Annotated in this window: 11 protein-coding genes; 3 read left to right on the top strand and 8 right to left on the bottom strand. The window is 72.7% G+C overall.

Annotation, left to right across the window (positions count from 1 at the left end):
- Positions 1 to 60: 60 nt before the first annotated feature.
- The 4 genes from ABD350_RS15035 to ABD350_RS15020 form a co-directional block, all read right to left on the bottom strand.
- On the bottom strand, positions 61 to 924 hold the full coding sequence (locus tag ABD350_RS15035; protein WP_344348562.1) for a carbohydrate ABC transporter permease: 864 nt from the start codon (positions 922 to 924) through the stop codon (positions 61 to 63).
- Complete coding sequence (locus ABD350_RS15030) at positions 921 to 2,294, bottom strand: extracellular solute-binding protein (protein ID WP_344348561.1); 1,374 nt, start codon at positions 2,292 to 2,294, stop codon at positions 921 to 923. The genes ABD350_RS15035 and ABD350_RS15030 overlap by 4 nt, the downstream gene beginning before the upstream one ends.
- A 181-nt stretch (positions 2,295 to 2,475) precedes the next feature.
- A complete protein-coding gene (locus ABD350_RS15025; protein WP_344348559.1) occupies positions 2,476 to 3,168 on the bottom strand; it encodes a response regulator in 693 nt (230 codons plus the stop codon).
- On the bottom strand, positions 3,165 to 4,967 hold the full coding sequence (locus ABD350_RS15020; RefSeq protein ID WP_344348558.1) for a sensor histidine kinase: 1,803 nt from the start codon (positions 4,965 to 4,967) through the stop codon (positions 3,165 to 3,167). The genes ABD350_RS15025 and ABD350_RS15020 overlap by 4 nt, the downstream gene beginning before the upstream one ends.
- Before the next feature lie 152 nt (positions 4,968 to 5,119).
- On the opposite strand from ABD350_RS15020, the gene ABD350_RS15015 reads away from it, so the two are divergent.
- Positions 5,120 to 6,499 (top strand): cation:dicarboxylate symporter family transporter, encoded by a 1,380-nt coding sequence (locus tag ABD350_RS15015; protein ID WP_344348557.1) that lies wholly within the window; start codon positions 5,120 to 5,122, stop codon positions 6,497 to 6,499.
- A 105-nt stretch (positions 6,500 to 6,604) separates the two neighbouring features.
- On the opposite strand, the gene ABD350_RS15010 is transcribed toward ABD350_RS15015, so the two are convergent.
- Positions 6,605 to 7,219, bottom strand: a complete 615-nt coding sequence (locus ABD350_RS15010) for a TetR/AcrR family transcriptional regulator (protein ID WP_344348556.1) — start codon at positions 7,217 to 7,219, stop codon at positions 6,605 to 6,607.
- A 127-nt stretch (positions 7,220 to 7,346) separates the two neighbouring features.
- Between ABD350_RS15010 and ABD350_RS15005 the strand changes: the two genes are divergently transcribed.
- A complete protein-coding gene (locus ABD350_RS15005; protein ID WP_344348555.1) occupies positions 7,347 to 9,020 on the top strand; it encodes an MFS transporter in 1,674 nt (557 codons plus the stop codon).
- Between the two features lie 117 nt (positions 9,021 to 9,137).
- Positions 9,138 to 11,432 carry a HelD family protein gene (locus ABD350_RS15000; RefSeq protein WP_344348554.1) on the top strand — a complete coding sequence of 765 codons (2,295 nt, stop codon included), beginning with the start codon at positions 9,138 to 9,140 and terminating at the stop codon, positions 11,430 to 11,432.
- Positions 11,433 to 11,563: 131 nt separating this feature from the next.
- Here the strand turns inward: ABD350_RS15000 and glgB are convergent, their stop codons facing one another.
- The 3 genes from glgB to ABD350_RS14985 form a co-directional block, all read right to left on the bottom strand.
- Complete coding sequence (gene glgB, locus ABD350_RS14995; protein ID WP_382466928.1) at positions 11,564 to 13,819, bottom strand: 1,4-alpha-glucan branching enzyme; 2,256 nt, start codon at positions 13,817 to 13,819, stop codon at positions 11,564 to 11,566.
- Positions 13,820 to 14,199: 380 nt separating this feature from the next.
- Positions 14,200 to 15,585 (bottom strand): maltokinase N-terminal cap-like domain-containing protein, encoded by a 1,386-nt coding sequence (locus tag ABD350_RS14990; protein WP_344348552.1) that lies wholly within the window; start codon positions 15,583 to 15,585, stop codon positions 14,200 to 14,202.
- 89 nt (positions 15,586 to 15,674) lie between these two features.
- Positions 15,675 to 15,928 (bottom strand): alpha-glucosidase C-terminal domain-containing protein (locus tag ABD350_RS14985; protein ID WP_344348551.1); only part of this gene is annotated, 254 nt, incomplete at its 5' end.

The raw sequence follows: 15,928 nt of genomic DNA, 5'->3' as shown, positions 1-15,928 counted from the left end.
CGTGTTGGCGAGTTGCGCGTCGGCGAGCGGTGCGTTGGCGCGCAGTGCTTGGGCGGGGCATCAGACCTCCGTCCGCAGCAGCCGCAGATAGATCACGGAGAACAGGGAGCCGACCAGCAGCAGGAGCAGTGCGACCGCCGTGCCGTACCCGATCATGCTGTTCTGGAACGCCTGTTCGTACATGAACAGGGGCAGGGTCTGGCTGCGGCCGCCGGGACCGCCCCGGGTCATCACCCAGATGAGCCCGAAGACGGAGAGCGTCTGGAGGGTGTTGAGCATCAGGTTGGTGCCGATGGAGCGGCGGATCATCGGCAGCGTGATGTGCCACAGCCGTCGCCAGCTGCCGGCCCCGTCCACCTCGGCGGCCTCGGTGATCTCGGCGGGGATCCCGTCCAGCGCGGCGGAGTACACGAGCATCGAGAACGCCGTCCCGCGCCAGACGTTGGCGAAGGACACGGCGAGGATGGGCAGCGTGAACAGCCAGTTCTGCCGGGGCAGGTGCAGCCAGTCCAGGACGGCGTTCAGCGTGCCCTCGCGGCGGAAGAACGCGTACAGCAGGAACCCGGCCACGACCTCCGGCAGCACCCACGCGGTGATCACCACGCCGCCGGTGAGGGTGCGGACGGGGTTCGAGGCGCGCTTCATCAGCGCGGCCAGCGCGAGCCCGAGGGTGTTCTGCCCGACGAGCGAGGACAGCACCGTGAACACCAGGGTCAGCCAGACGGCGTTCAGGAACGCGTCGTCCCCGAAGGCCCGGCGGAAGTTGGCGAGGCCGGTGAACGAGGAGTGGGCCTGGCCGGTCAGCTGGAGGTCGGTGAAGGCGATCCAGACGCAGTAGGCGATCGGCCCGGCGAGGAAGAGCAGCAGCAGGACCAGCGCGGGGGCGAGCGGGAGGGCGCGGACGGCCGGGTGCCCGCGCCTCACTTGCGGACCACTCGGCCGCCGGTGACGTCCTCGACCGCGGCGTCGTAGCCGCGTGCCGCCTCCGCCGCGGACAGGTCACCGGTCGTGACCCCCTCCATCGCCTCCTGGATGGCGGTCGACACCTTGGGGTAGGCCGGGTACGCGGGCCGGTAGTGCGTGTGGGCCACCAGTGCGGTGAAGAAGTCCAGGCCGGGCCGGGCGCCGGTGTAGGCGGGGTCGGCGGCGACGTCCTCGCGCACGGCGATCCCGGAGTTGGCGATGTACCACGTGCGGGCGTTGTCCTTCGTCTGGAGCGTTTTGACGAACTCGAAGGCGAGGTCGGGGTTGGCCGCCTTGGCCGGGATGGCCCAGGTCCAGCCGCCGGACATGCTCACCTTGCCGGGCGCCTGGCCGTGCTGGGTGGGCATGGCGGCCACACCCAGCCGCCGGGACCAGTCGGGCCACGGGTGCCCGGAGCCCGGCTGCCAGGCCAGCGGCAGCCAGGAGCCGTCGAGGGCGATGCCGAGCCTGCCTTCGGGGAGCAGTTCGCCGTTGACGGTGGTGTTGAAGTTCGGGTCGAGGGCGTCGGAGACGTCGGGGCCGAGCTTCTCCCGGTAGACGGTCTCCACGAACGTCAGCGCGTCCTCGAACGCCCGGGACCCGACGACCCACTTGCCGCTGGTGTCGTCGTAGAGCGGGTCGGTGGAGCCGTCGCCCGTGCCGTACAGGAGCATCTGGAACCCCTGCATCGTGGCCCGTTCGCCCGCCGGTTTGCCGGTGTAGACGTTGAGCGGGATGACGCCGGGCACCTTCCGCTTGATGGTGCGGGCGGCGGCCAGGACGTCCGCCCAGTTCTGCGGCTGCCAGTCGTGCGGCAGGCCCGCCTTCGCGAACACCCGCCTGTCGAACCAGAGGCCGCGGGTGTCCGTGCCGTCCGGCACGCCGTACGTCTTTCCGTCCCGGCCCTTCGCCGCCGCCTTCGCGCTGCCGAAGAACCGCTTCCAGTCGGGCCACTTGGCGAGGTAGGCGTCGAGCGGCTTCAAGTACCCGCTGGTGATGTCGGAGTTGATGAGGAAGGTGTCCTCGTAGACCAGGTCCGGGGCGGTGCGCGGGGAGCGCAGCATCTGCTGGAGCTTGGTGTAGTACTCCGCGTCCGGCGCCTTGATCGGCACGAACTCCACCTTCTTGCCGGGGTGTTCGCGTTCGAACTGTTTCCTGACGCCGGCGAGGTAGGTGTCCGCCACCTTGACGGAGTTGTCGGTGGACTGCTTGTACGACACCTTGATCGTGTCCGGGCCGCGGCCGGAACCGCTGCCGCAGGCGGTGAGCGCGGTGACGGAGAGGGCGGTGGCGAGGAGGGCGGAGAGGGCGGCGGTGGGGCGCACGGGCATGACCTCCTGAGCGCACGTGGGGGTGGCGCGGAGATGACTGCCGTGTGAAGGTAAGAGCGCTGGTCCGGTCAGGTCAATGCGTCTGCGGGGTGATAGCGGGCCGGCCGGGGCGTCCCGGGCACCGCCGGGCCCGCCGTATCCGGGCGAAGGGCGGCCGGCGCCCGCACCCGCCCCGCCGTCCTCACCGCCCCTGCGGCACCCACCGGTACACCAGCTCCGGCCGGCCCACCTGCCCGTACAGCGGACTCCGGCCCGCCCTGCCCGCGTCCACCAGATGCTCCAGATACCGCCGTGCGGTGATCCGCGAGATGCCCACCGCCTCGGCCACCCCGGCCGCCGTGAGTCCTTCGGCCGCCTCGCGCAGAGCGGACGTCACCCGTTCCAACGTCGGTGCGCTCAGCCCCTTCGGCAGGGCCGCGGGCGTCGGGGCGCGCAGGGTCGCCAGGGCCCGGTCCACCTCGTCCTGGCCGCTCGCCTCGCCCACCGCCGCGTGGAACTCGGCGTAGCGCACCAGCCGGTCCCGGAGCGTCGCGAACGTGAACGGCTTCAGGACGTACTGGACGACGCCCAGCGAGACGCCCTCCCGGACCACCGCCAGGTCCCGCGCCGAGGTCACCGCGATCACGTCCGCGTGGTGCCCGCACGCCCGCAGCGACCTGGCCAGTTGCAGGCCGTGCAGGTCCGGCAGGTGCAGATCCAGCAGCAGCAGGTCCACCGGTGTGCGGTCCAGGATCCGCCGGGCCTCCGCGCCCGTGTGCGCCTTCCCGACCGCGACGAACCCCGGCACCCGGCCGACGTACATCACATGCGCGTCGGCGGCCACCGGGTCGTCCTCGACGACGAGGACGCGGATGGGCTGCGGTTCACCCGTCATCCGCCGCCACCGAGGGATGCGCTTCCGTCGCCGTCCGGGGGCGTGTTTCGCCTGTCGTCCGGGGGCGTGCTTCCTCCGTCGTCCGGGGATGCGCTTCGCCCGCCGTCCAGCGGCGTGCTTCCTCCGTCGTCCGGGGATGCGCCTCCCCAGCCGTCCAGGGACGCGCCTCCCCCGCCGTCCAGCGGCGCGCGCAACGGCAACCGCACCTCGAACACCGCTCCGTCCTCGCCGTCCTCGCCGGACTCCGTCACCGTCAGCGTGCCCTCGTGGCGGGTCACCGCCTGCCGGACCAGGGCCAGCCCGAGCCCCCGCCCGCCGGGCCCGGCCGGCTTGGTGGAGAACCCCCGCTGGAATACCAGGCCGGCCAGGGCGGGGTCGACACCGGGGCCGGTGTCCGACACCCGGAGCACCAGTTCGGCGTCCGAAGCGTACGCCGTCACGGTCACCCGCGCCCGGGTGCTGCCCTGGGCCGCGTCCACCGCGTTGTCGATCAGGTTGCCGAGGATCGTGACCAGGTCACGGGCCGGCAGCTCCTTCGGCAGCAGGCCGTCGTCCAGACGGCTGTCCGGCGAGACCACCAGCTCCACACCCCGCTCGTGCGCCTGGGCGGTCTTGCCCAGCAGCAGCGCGGCCAGCACCGGCTCGCTCACCGCCGCCACCACCTGGTCGGTGAGGGCCTGGGCCAGCTCCAGCTCGGCCGTGGCGAACTCCACCGCCTCCTCGGCCCGGCCCAGCTCGATCAGCGAGACGACCGTGTGCAGCCGGTTCGCGGCCTCGTGCGCCTGCGAGCGCAGCGCCTGTGTGAAGCCCCGCTCGGAGTCCAGCTCGCCCATCAGGGACTGGAGTTCGGTCACGTCCCGGAGCGTGACGACCGTGCCCCGGCGCTCGCCCCCGGACACCGGGGAGGTGTTCACCACCAGCACCCGGGACGCGGTCAGGTGCACCTCGTCCACCCGGGGTTCGGAGGACAGCAGGGCGCCGGTCAGCGGGGCCGGCAGGCCCAGGCCGGCCACCGAGCGGCCGATCAGTTCCGCGTCGGGTGTGCCGCCGAGGCCGAGCAGCTCCCGGCCGCCGTCGTTGACCAGCGCGACCCGGTACCGGCCGTCGAGCATCAGCAGCCCCTCCCGGACCGCGTGCAGTGCCGCCTGGTGGTAGTCGTGCATCCGGCTCAGCTCGGTGGCGTTCATGCCGTGGGTGTGGCGGCGCAGCCGGGCGTTGATCACATAGGTGCCGACCGCGCCCAGCGCCAGCGCCCCGCCGGCCACCCCGAGCAGCGCGGTGACCTGGTCCTGGATCCGCGCGCTGATCGTCTCGACCTTGATGCCGGCGCTGACCAGCCCGGTGATCCGGTCGCCGTCCCGGACCGGGGTCACCGCGCGGACGGACGGGCCGAGCGTGCCGGTGTAGGTCTCGGTGAAGGTACGGCCGTGCCGGGCGGGGCCGATGGTGCCGAGGAAGCGTTTGCCGATCTGCTCGCGGTCCGGGTGGGTCCAGCGGATGCCGGACGGGTCCATGATCGTCACGAAGTCGACGTTGGCGTCCCGGGTGACCTGGAGGGCGTACGGTTCCAGCCGGGCGGTGGGGTCGGGGCCGCGGATCGCCGCGCGGACCGAGGGGGCGTCGGCGACCGACCGGGCCACCGCCGTGGCCTGCCGGGCGGCGGACTCCTCGGCCTGCCGCCGGTCGCTGACGTAGGTGAACAGCGCGTACCCGGCCACGACCACCGCGATCAGCACGGCCTGCATGGCGAACAGCTGGCCGGCCAGGCTGCGGGGTCGGGGGAGGGCGGGCAGACGCATGCCAGCAGTGTGCCTCTCCGTCCGATCGTGAACTAAATGAACGGAAGGGTGACCGCCCTCACAGGCCGGGAGATAGTCACGGCATTCCTACAACGCCCGGACGTGAGCCGCACGCCGGTTGTTCGCCGACGAAGACGTCAAGGAGGGCAGTCGTGGCCGCCAGCCCCGCCGATACGGCATCTGCCGCACCCCGCGCCCAGCGGGACCGCACCCATTACCTGTACATCGCCGTCATCGCGGCGGTGGCGCTCGGCATCGCCGTGGGCCTGATCTGGCCCGACGCGGCGGTGGAGCTGAAACCGCTGGGCACCGGCTTTGTGAACCTGATCAAAATGATGATCTCTCCGATCATCTTCTGCACGATCGTGCTCGGTATCGGTTCGGTACGGAAGGCCGCGAAGGTCGGAGCCGTCGGCGGTATCGCCCTCGGCTACTTCCTGGTGATGTCCCTCGTCGCGCTCGCCATCGGCCTCCTGGTCGGCAATGTGCTGCACCCCGGCGACGGTCTGCACCTGACCGACGCGCTCCGCAAGAGCGGGCACGCCCAGGTCGAGAGCGACGCGCTGCCGCCGGTGGACTTCGTGCTGTCGGTCATCCCGAACACGTTCGTGTCCGCGTTCACCCAGGGACAGGTGCTCCAGACGCTGCTGGTGGCGCTGCTCGCCGGGTTCGCGCTCCAGGCCATGGGCCCGGCCGGGCAGCCGGTGCTGCGCGGCATCGAGCACCTCCAGCGGCTCGTCTTCCGCATCCTGTCGATGGTGATGTGGGCCGCGCCGGTCGGCGCGTTCGGCGCGATCGCGGCCGTGGTCGGCTCCGCCGGCGTCGACGCGCTCAAGAGCCTCGCCGTGCTGATGCTCGGCTTCTACGTCACCTGTTTCCTGTTCGTCTTCCTGGTGCTCGGCGCGCTGCTGCGGATCGTCGCGGGGCTGAACGTCTTCTCGCTGTTCAAGTACCTCGCCCGCGAGTTCCTGCTGATCCTGTCCACGTCGTCGTCGGAGTCCGCGCTGCCCCGGCTGATCGCGAAGATGGAGCACCTCGGCGTCAGCCGGCCGGTGGTCGGCATCACCGTGCCGACGGGTTACTCCTTCAACCTCGACGGCACGATGATCTACATGACCATGGCGTCGCTGTACATCGCGGACGCGCTGGGGACGCCGATGTCGGTCGGCGAGCAGATCCCGCTGCTGCTGTTCCTGCTGCTGGCGTCCAAGGGCGCGGCCGGGGTCAGCGGCGCGGGCCTCGCCACGCTGGCCGGCGGCCTGCAGTCGCACAAGCCGGCCCTGGTCGACGGCGTCGGGCTGATCGTCGGCATCGACCGGTTCATGAGCGAGGCGCGGGCCCTGACCAACTTCGCGGGCAACGCGGTGGCGACGGTGCTGGTCGGCACGTGGACCAAGGAGATCGACAAGGAGCGGGTGCGCAGGGTGCTGGCCGGGGAGGTGCCGTTCGACGAGACGACGCTGCTGGACGAGGGACGGTCCGCGGTGAGCGAGGGGCCGGAGGTCCGCGAGGAGGGGCTGGTCAAGGCCTGAGGACCGGCACGGCCCCGCGCCCTTTCCGGCGCACTCCCGCTCCGGCCGTCCGGCCCCGCCTGAACCGGGGCCGGGCGGCCGGCCCTTTGCCGGGCCACGGCGCTCCTACGCCACCTCGGCCACCAGCTCCATGGCCCGGGAGGCGGGTACGCCCGCCGCGGTCAGGACGGCGACCGTGGCCGAGCGGCCCGCCTGCGCCGCTGCCAGGAGGCCGTCGTTCACCGCCTCCATCAGCGCGAACAACATCTGTTCGTGGACGTACGCCAGCGCCGGCGCGGGCAGCGGGGAGTGGAAGACGCCCGTGTCGAGCCCGCGCTGGAGCAGCCGTACCTTCGCCTCGCGCAGGGGGGCGAGGCGGTCGCGGATGCCCTGGACGGTGACCGTCCGCTGGGCCAGCGCGATCAGCAGCCGGTAGCGGTCGGCGGTCTGCCAGACCGCGAGCACCGACCGGGCCACCGCCTCCGCCGGGTCGGTGACTCCCGCCCGGCCCGCCGCGTCGGCGTCCGCCAGCGCCTGGACCGCCTCGTCCACGAGCGTGCTGATCAGCGCCTCGCGGCTCGGGAAGTGGCCGTACACCGTCCGTCGTACGACGCCTGCCGCGCGGGCGATCTGGTCCATGGAGGCGTCGGGATCGCGCAGCAGCTCCGCGAGGGCGACGTCGAGGATGCGGCGCCGGTTTGCGTCGGCGCGGCTGGTGTTACCCGTGGTCATGGCGGTCATTGTGCCTTCCCGCCCCCTTTCCGACTGGACTTGCACAGCTCTGTGCAAGGTCGTACATTGCACATAGTTGTGCAATTGCACGTTACTGTGCAAGTCCGTCGCGTACCCGAGGAGGGCGACCCCTGCCATGCGACTCGTCATGACCGAACCGGTCGAGAGGATGGAACGCCCCTACGCCCGGCGATGGTGGGCGCTGCTGGTGCTCTGCCTCAGCCTGCTGATCATCGTGATGGCGAACACCGCCCTCACGGTCGCCGCGCCCGACATGACGAAGGACCTCGGGCTCTCCAGCGCCGACCTGCAGTGGGTGATCGACGGCTACACCGTGCCGTACGCCGCGCTGATGCTGCTGCTCGGCGCGATCGGCGACAAGTACAGCCGGCGCGGCGCGCTCGTCCTCGGCCTGGTGGTGTTCGGCGGCGGCGCCGTGTTCGGCTACCTCGCCGACAGCGCGGCCACCGTCATCGCGGCCCGCGCCGTGATGGGCGTCGGCGCCGCGCTGATCATGCCGGCCACGCTCTCGCTGCTCGCCGCGACCTTCCCGCGCGCCGAGCGGGCCAAGGCCATCACCCTGTGGACCGCCACCGCCGGCCTCGCCATCGCCGCCGGCCCCGTGGTGGCCGGCGCCCTGCTGCGCGACCACGGCTGGTCCTCGACCTTCCTGATCAACGTGCCCGTCGCGGCCGTCGCGCTGATCGCCGCCTTCGTCCTCGTCCCGCCGTCCAAGGCGGGCCACCACGACCGCATCGACTACGTCGGCGGCGTGCTGTCGGTGATCTGGACCGCCGCGCTCGTCTACATGATCATCGAGGGGCCGCACTTCGGCTGGGGTGCCAAGGCCATCGGCGCGGCCGTCGTCGCCGGCGTGGGCCTGGTCGTCTTCGTGCTGTGGGAGCTGCGCCACCCGCGCCCGATCCTGGACGTGCGCCGCTTCACCGCCCGCCGCTTCGCCGGCTCCAACCTCGCCGTCGCCCTGTTCTTCCTGGCCGTCTTCGGCGCCTTCTACTACCTGACCCAGCACCTGCAGTTCGTCCTCGGCTACGACGCCCTGCAGACCGGTGTGCGCATGCTGCCGCTGGCCGGCGCGGTCTTCGTCGGCTCGGCCCTGACCGCGCTGCTCACCCCGCGCGTCGGCATGAAGTGGACCGTCGGCGCGGGCATGGCCGGCGGCACGGTCGCCCTCGCCCTGCTCACCCGGGTGGACGCGGGCTCCACGTACGGCGACTTCGTGGCCCCCCTGATCATCCTGGGCCTCGCGATAGGCCTCGCCCTCTCGCCCTGCACCGACGCCATCATGGGCGCCTTCCCCGAGTCGGAGCTGGGCGTCGGCGGCGCCGTCAACGACACCTCGCTGGAGCTGGGCGGCTCGCTCGGCATCGCCATCCTCGGCTCCCTGCTGGCCACCTCCTACAGCGACCACCTGTCCGACGCCACCAAGGGCAGCAAGCTCCCGGCGAGCGCCCTGGACACCGCGCAGGACTCGGTCGGCGCCGGGTACGCCGTCGCGCAGGGCATCGGCGAGAAGGCGCACCAGGCCGCGGCGCGGGCCCAGCAGGCGACCGACCCGCAGCAGGCCGCGCAGCTCAAGCAGCAGGCCGGCGAGCTGGCCTCCGGCGCCCGGCAGATGGCCGACGCGGTCGGCTCCGCCTTCTCCGACGCGGTCGCCCACACCAGCCTGGTCGGCGCGGTGATCCTCGGTGTCGGCACGGTCCTGGTGGCCGTCCTGCTGCCGCGCCGGGACGCCGCGACCCCGCAGGAGCAGGACGCGGAGAAGGAGCCGGCGGACAGCAGGACCGCCTGAGCCGCCGGAACCGAAAAAATCCCCCGGGCAATTGCGTCCGGGGGATTTCTCTGCGTATATTCAGTGGTTCGCGACTTCTATTCGAGAGATCGCGAAGAAGTTCAGTGACCACAGTATATGCGGGCGGGAGCGGAATTGTCAAACGCGGATCTGTCGAACAGCGAATTTCCGGACGATGAATTGCGCGGCGAGCAGGAATTCATCGACGGACTGTACGCGCGCGTGGACGTCCTGCGCGGCGAGACCGAGACCTCCGTCGCGGACGCGCTCGCCCAGGGCGACAAGCCCATGCAGGCCCGGCTGGAGCGGGACATCCTGGTCGCCGAGCGCTCGGGGCTGCTCGCCGCGCTGAACGCCGTGGACGGCTCGCTCTGCTTCGGCAGGATCGACCTGGCCGACGGCACCACACACCACATCGGCCGGATCGGGCTGCGCGAGGACGACGCCGAGCGCACCCCCGTGCTGATCGACTGGCGGGCCGATGTCGCCCGCCCCTTCTACCTGGCCACCGGCCACACCCCGATGGGCCTGCGCCGCCGCCGGCACATCGCCACCGAGGGCCGGACGGTCACCTCCCTGCACGACGAGATCCTGGACCTCGGCGACGCGACCCGCACCGGCCACGAGGACCACAACGGCGACGCCGTACTGCTGGCCGCGCTGAACTCGGCGCGCACCGGCCGGATGAGCGACATCGTGCAGACCATCCAGGCCGAGCAGGACCGGATCATCCGGGCACCGCACCGCGGAGTACTGGTCGTGGAGGGCGGCCCCGGCACCGGCAAGACCGCGGTGGCCCTGCACCGGGCGGCGTACCTGCTCTACGAGCACCGCGAGCTGCTGGCCCGCCGCGCGGTCCTCATCGTCGGCCCCAACCCCGCCTTCCTCGGCTACATCGGCGAGGTGCTCCCCTCCCTCGGTGAGACCGGGGTGCTGCTGGCCACGGTCGGCGAGCTGTTCCCCGGGGTGAAGGCCACCGCGGCCGACACCCCCGAGGCCGCCGCCGTCAAGGGCCGCGCCGACATGGCCGAGGTACTGGCCGCCGTCGTCCGCGACCGGCAGGCCCTGCCGGACCCGGTGATCGCGATCGAGCACGACCGGGAGGTGCTGATGCTCGACGACGGCCTGGTGAACGTCGCCCGCGAGCGCACCCGCGCCGCCAAACTGCCGCACAACGCGGCCCGCGAACACTTCGAGGGCTACCTCCTCAACACGCTCACCGAGCTGTACGCCGAGCGCGTGGGCACCGACCCCTACGACGGCAGCAGCCTGCTCGACGCCTCCGACATCACCCAGATCCGCGACGAACTCGCCGAGAACCCCGAGGTCTGGGACGCCATCGACCGGTTGTGGCCGCGGATCACCCCGCAGCGGCTGGTCGCCGACTTCCTCGCCGAACCCGACGGCTATATGCCGAAGGAGGACGCCGACGCGATCCGCCGCCCGGCGACCCGCGCCTGGACCGTCGCCGACGTGCCGCTGCTGGACGAGGCGGCCGAACTCCTCGGCGAGGACGACCGGCTGGCCCGCGCCCGCGCCGAACGCGAACGCGAGACCCAGGTGGCCTACGCGCAGGGCGTGCTCGACGTGTCGTACGCCTCCCGGACGTACGAGTTCGAGGACAAGGAGGACAGCGACCCGGAGGCCAGCGAGGTCCTGTCCGCGCACGACATCATCGACGCCGAGCGGTTCGCCGAACGGCACGAGGAGGCCGACCACCGCAGCGCCGCCGAGCGCGCCGCCGCCGACCGCACCTGGGCGTTCGGGCACATCATCGTGGACGAGGCGCAGGAACTGTCACCGATGGCCTGGCGGCTGCTGATGCGGCGCAGCCCGACCCGCTCGATGACCCTGGTCGGCGACCCCGTCCAGACCGCGGAGGCGGCCGGCGTCGGCTCCTGGGCGGACATCCTCGCCCCCTATGTCGAGGACCGCTGGGAGCACACCCGGCTGGGCGTCAACTACCGCACCCCGGCCGAGATCATGGACCTGGCGGCGGCCGTGGTCCGCGCCGCGCACCCGGACTTCGAGCCGCCCAGCTCGGTCCGCGCCACCGGCGCCCGGCCCTGGGTGCGGCAGGCCGCCGGCGACCTGCCCGGCGCGGTCGCCGAGGCGGTCGCCGAACTCACCCCCGAGGAGGGCCGGCTGGCCGTCATCGCCCCCCGCGAGCTGCACCGCGCCCTCGCCGCGCGCCTGGACGGGGTCACGGCGGGCGCGGAACCCGACCTGACCCGCACGGTGGTCCTGCTCGACCCCCGCCAGGCCAAGGGCCTGGAGTTCGACTCCGTCCTGGTGGTGGAACCCGCCGCCTACGGCACGAGCGACCTGTACGTGGCCCTGACCCGCGCCACCCAGCACCTGGGCGTACTGCACACGGGGCCGCTCCCGAAGGGACTGGTGAACACGGTCTGACGCGCCGGGGGTCCTGCCCCGGCTCCGACAGAGCCGAACAGGAACCCCCGGCCTGACGGCACCCGCCATTCACCAGGGGCTTGCACCCCGTGAATGCCGTGGGACAGGGAAACGTGCCCGCCCCGACCGGGCTACGCCGGACGCAGCCACACCGTAGCCAGCGGCGGCAGGGTCAGCCGGAGGCTCGCCGGGCGCCCGTGCGCGCCCAGCGGCTCCGGCTTGACCGGATCCGGGTGGGTGACGCCGCTGCCGCCGTACCGGGTGGCGTCGGTGTTCAGGATCTCCACCCAGGCCGGGACGTCCTCCGGTACCCCGATGCGGTAGTCGGGGCGGACCACCGGTGCCAGGTGGGTGACCGCGAGCAGCGGGGTGCCGTCGGCGGCGCGGCGCAGGAACGCGAAGACGTTGTCGTCCGCCGCGTCCCCGGCGATCCACTCGAACCCCGCCGGGTCGGTGTCCCGCTGCCACAGTGCCGGGCTCGCCCGGTACACCGCGTTCAGGTCCCGGACGAGATCCTGGACGCCCCGGTGGTCCGCCGCCGCGCCGTACCCCGGGTCCAGCAGCCACCAGTCCGGGCCGCGGGCCTCCGACCACTCCGCTCCCTGCGCGAACTCCTGTCCCATGAACAGCAGCTGCTTGCCCGGATGGGCCCACATGAAGCCCAGGTACGCCCGGTGGTTCGCGCGCTGCTGCCACCAGTCGCCCGGCATCTTCGACACCAGCGACCCCTTGCCGTGCACCACCTCGTCGTGGGAGATCGGCAGGACGTAGTTCTCGCTGTAGGCGTACACCATCGAGAAGGTCATCTCGTGGTGGTGGTACCTGCGGTGCACGGGGTCGTGGCTCATGTACTGGAGCGAGTCGTGCATCCAGCCCATGTTCCACTTCAGGCCGAAGCCGAGCCCGCCGAAGCCGCTCGGGCCCCTGTGGTGGGTGGGGCGGGTGACGCCGTCCCAGGCCGTGGACTCCTCGGCGATGGTGACCACGCCCGGGCAACGCCGGTACACCGTGGCGTTCATCTCCTGGAGGAAGGCCACCGCGTCCAGGTTCTCCCGGCCGCCGTGCTCGTTGGGCGTCCACTGCCCGGAGTCCCGCGAGTAGTCCAGGTAGAGCATGGAGGCGACCGCGTCCACCCGCAGCCCGTCGATGTGGAACTCCTCGCACCAGTACACGGCGTTCGCCACCAGGAAGTTGCGCACCTCGCGCCGGCCGAGGTCGAACTCCAGCGTCCCCCAGTCCGGATGGGCGGCCCGCGCCGGGTCCTGGGGTTCGTACAGCGGGCACCCGTCGAAGGCGGCCAACGCCCACTCGTCGCGCGGGAAGTGGGCCGGCACCCAGTCCATCAGCACCCCGATGCCGGCCTGATGCAGCCGGTCCACCAGGTACTTGAAGTCGTCGGGGGTGCCGAGACGGGCCGTCGGGGCGTAGAACCCGGTGACCTGATAGCCCCACGAGCCGCCGAAGGGGTGCTCGGCGACCGGCATCAGCTCCACGTGCGTGAAGCCCATCTCCCGGACGTAGGCGGTCAGTTCCTCGGCCAGCTCCCGGTACGTCAGTCCCGGCCGCCAGGAGGGCAGGTGGACCTCGTAGACGGAGAAGGGGGCCTCGTGGACCGGGGTGTCCGCGCGGTGCGCCAGCCACTCGGCGTCCCCCCACTCGTGGTGCGGGACGTCCACGATGGAGGAGGTCGCGGGCGGGACCTCGGTGCGGCGGGCCAGCGGGTCGGCGCGCAGGGTGCGCGAACCGTCCGGGCGGGTGATCTCGAACTTGTACAGCTCCCCTTCGCCGATCCCCGGCACGAACAGCTCCCAGACCCCGGTGCCGCCCAGCGAGCGCATCGGGAAGCCGGTGCCGTCCCAGAAATCGAAACCGCCGCAGACCCGGACGCCCCGCGCGTTCGGCGCCCACACCGCGAACCGGGTGCCGGTGACGCCCTGGTGGGTGAGGACATGCGCGCCGAGCGCCCGCCACAGCTGCTCGTGCCGGCCCTCGCCGATCAGATGCAGGTCCAGTTCGCCGAGGGTGGGCAGGAAGCGGTAGGGGTCCTCGGTCTCCAAGGCCGTGCTGTCGTACGTCACGAGCAGCCGGTAGGCGGGCACCGAGGCGAGCGGGAGCAGGCCGGAGAAGAAGCCGTCGCCGTCGTCGTGCAGCCGTGCGCGCAGCTCGCCGCAGTCCACGGTGACGGCGCGCGCGTACGGGCGGAAGACCCGGAAGGCGACCCCGCCGGGGACCGGGTGGGCGCCGAGCACGGTGTGCGGATCGTGGTGGGTCCCGTGCAGCAGCCGCTCACGGTCACCGGCGTCCACGGCGGCGGAGACCGCGGAGACGACGGGCGCCGGGGAGGCGGAGGGGGAGGGGGAGGAGACGGGCGCGGGGGTGCCCTCCAGCCCGGACGGCGCCGACTGCGCGGGCACCCGCACGGCCCGCGCCGACCCGGCCCGGGCCTGCGGCACCTGTGCCTCCGTCACTTGGGGCTGCCCGGCCTGGGGCTGCCCGGTCCGTGCCTGACCGGTTTGGGCCTGACCGGTTTGGGCCTGCCCGGTCCGTGTCCGTGCCGTTCGCGCCTGTCCGGCCGCTTCCTCCCTGGCTGCCCTCTCCCTTGCCGCCGTCTCCCCGGCGGCCCTCTCCCTGGCGGCCTTCTCCCTGGCGGCCTTCTCCCGGGCCGTGGTGTTCCCGGCGGTCTGGTTCCCGGTCGTGCCGGGGGTGTTCCTGGCGGGTGGCTTCTTGGACGTCACGAGCGAGTCTCCCGGACGAGGGACGGGTCGGGTCAGGTCGGGTCGGACGCGGCGAGACGGCGGATCGCCGACATCGGTACGGGGAGCCAGTCGGGCCGGTGCCGTGCCTCGTAGACGACCTCGTAGACCGCCTTGTCGGTCTCGTAGGCCCGCAGCAGCACCGGATCGGTGCGCGGATCGCGGCCGGAGGCCTCCGCGTACCCGGAGCAGTAGGCCGCCCGGCAGGCGTGTGCCCAGCCCGGGGCGGGCGGACGCACCGAGTGGGCCGCGTAGTCGAAGGAACGGAGCATCCCCGCGATGTCCCGCACCGTCGGCTGCGGCATGCGCCGCTCCGCCAGCGGCCGGGCCGGCTCGCCCTCGAAGTCGATCAGCGACCAGCCGCCGGACGGCGCCCGCAGGCACTGCCCCAGGTGCAGATCGCCGTGCACCCGCTGGGCGGTCCAGGTGCGGCCCTCGGCGGCGAGGCCGCCCAGCGCGGTGTAGGCCGAGCGCAGCCCGGGCTCGTACGGCCCCAGGGCCGGCACCGCCTGCACGGCCGCAGCCAGCCGCTCGGCCATGCCGTCCACCAGCAGCTCCAGCTGGGTGCGGCCGAGGGTGACGGTGGGCAGGGCGCGGGCGAGCGCGGTGTGCACCTCGGCGGTGGCCCGGCCGAGCGCGTGCGCCTCCGCCGCGAAGTCCTCGCCCTTGGCCAGCTCGCGCAGCGCCAGCTCCCAGCCGTCGCTCGCCCCGCTGACGTAGGGCTGGAGCACGGCGAGGACGTACGGCTCACCGCCCGGCTCGGCCCGCAGCCAGCCCGTCGGCGCGGGCACCTGCCGGCAGCCCTCCCGGGCCAGGGCGAGCGGCAGTTCCAGATCGGGGTTGACGCCGGGCACCACCCGGCGCAGCACCTTGAGAATGAACGTATCTCCATAGACGACGGACGAGTTGGACTGCTCGGCGGTCATCAGCCGGGCCACGAGACCGGGCCGGATCTCCTGGCGCGCGTCCCGCTCGAAGCGCAGCACGCCGATCCGGGTCCGGCGGCGCAGGGCCTCCAGGAGCAGTTCGGCGGGCCGGGGATCGTACAGCGCGTCGTACACCGTGCACCCGGCGAGCGGGCCCTTGGTGACGTGCCCTATCAGTGCGGGCGCCAGCCGGGGCGGCAGCGCCCGGCGCACGCCGACGAGCAGTTGGTAGCAGTCGCCGGGGTGCGGCTCGCCGCCCGGCGCGGACGGCTGGTGGACCCGCAGCAGCAGGTGGTACAGGCCCAGCCGGCCGCCGGGCGGCAGCAGTTCGGTGACGGTCACCGGGGTGAAGCCGGTGACCGGGCGCCCCTTGCCCGCGAACCAGCGCTGCCGGGGCAGCCAGGTGCGCAGCAGGGGGTCGAGCGAGGCGAGGAGTGAACCTGTGGTGCCGGAGGGGGTGACCGTTTCCGCCATGGCGTCACGTCCTTTCCCCGGGAGTGGTCGGGGTGTTACTGAGGGGTGCCCCGGGTGGGACGGTGGAAACCGCCCCACCGGGTGCCGGGCTACGCGGCCTCGCGGCGCAGCCGGAACCAGTAGAAGCCGTGCCCCGCGAGGGTGAGCAGGTACGGCAGTTCGCCGATCGCCGGGAACCGCACCCCGCCGAACAGCTCGACGGGATGCCGCCCGCCGAACCGGCTGAGGTCCAGCTCCGTGGGCTGGGCGAAGCGGGAGAAGTTGTGCACGCACAGCACCAGGTCGTCCTCGTACTCCCGCAGGAAGGCGAGCACCGCCGGGTTCGACGACGGCAGTTCGGTGT

This window comes from Streptomyces nogalater, assembly GCF_039532885.1.
Lineage (GTDB): Bacteria > Actinomycetota > Actinomycetes > Streptomycetales > Streptomycetaceae > Streptomyces > Streptomyces nogalater.
Note: the sequence above shows the minus strand (reverse complement) of the source record. Positions and strands in the feature narration are given on the sequence as shown.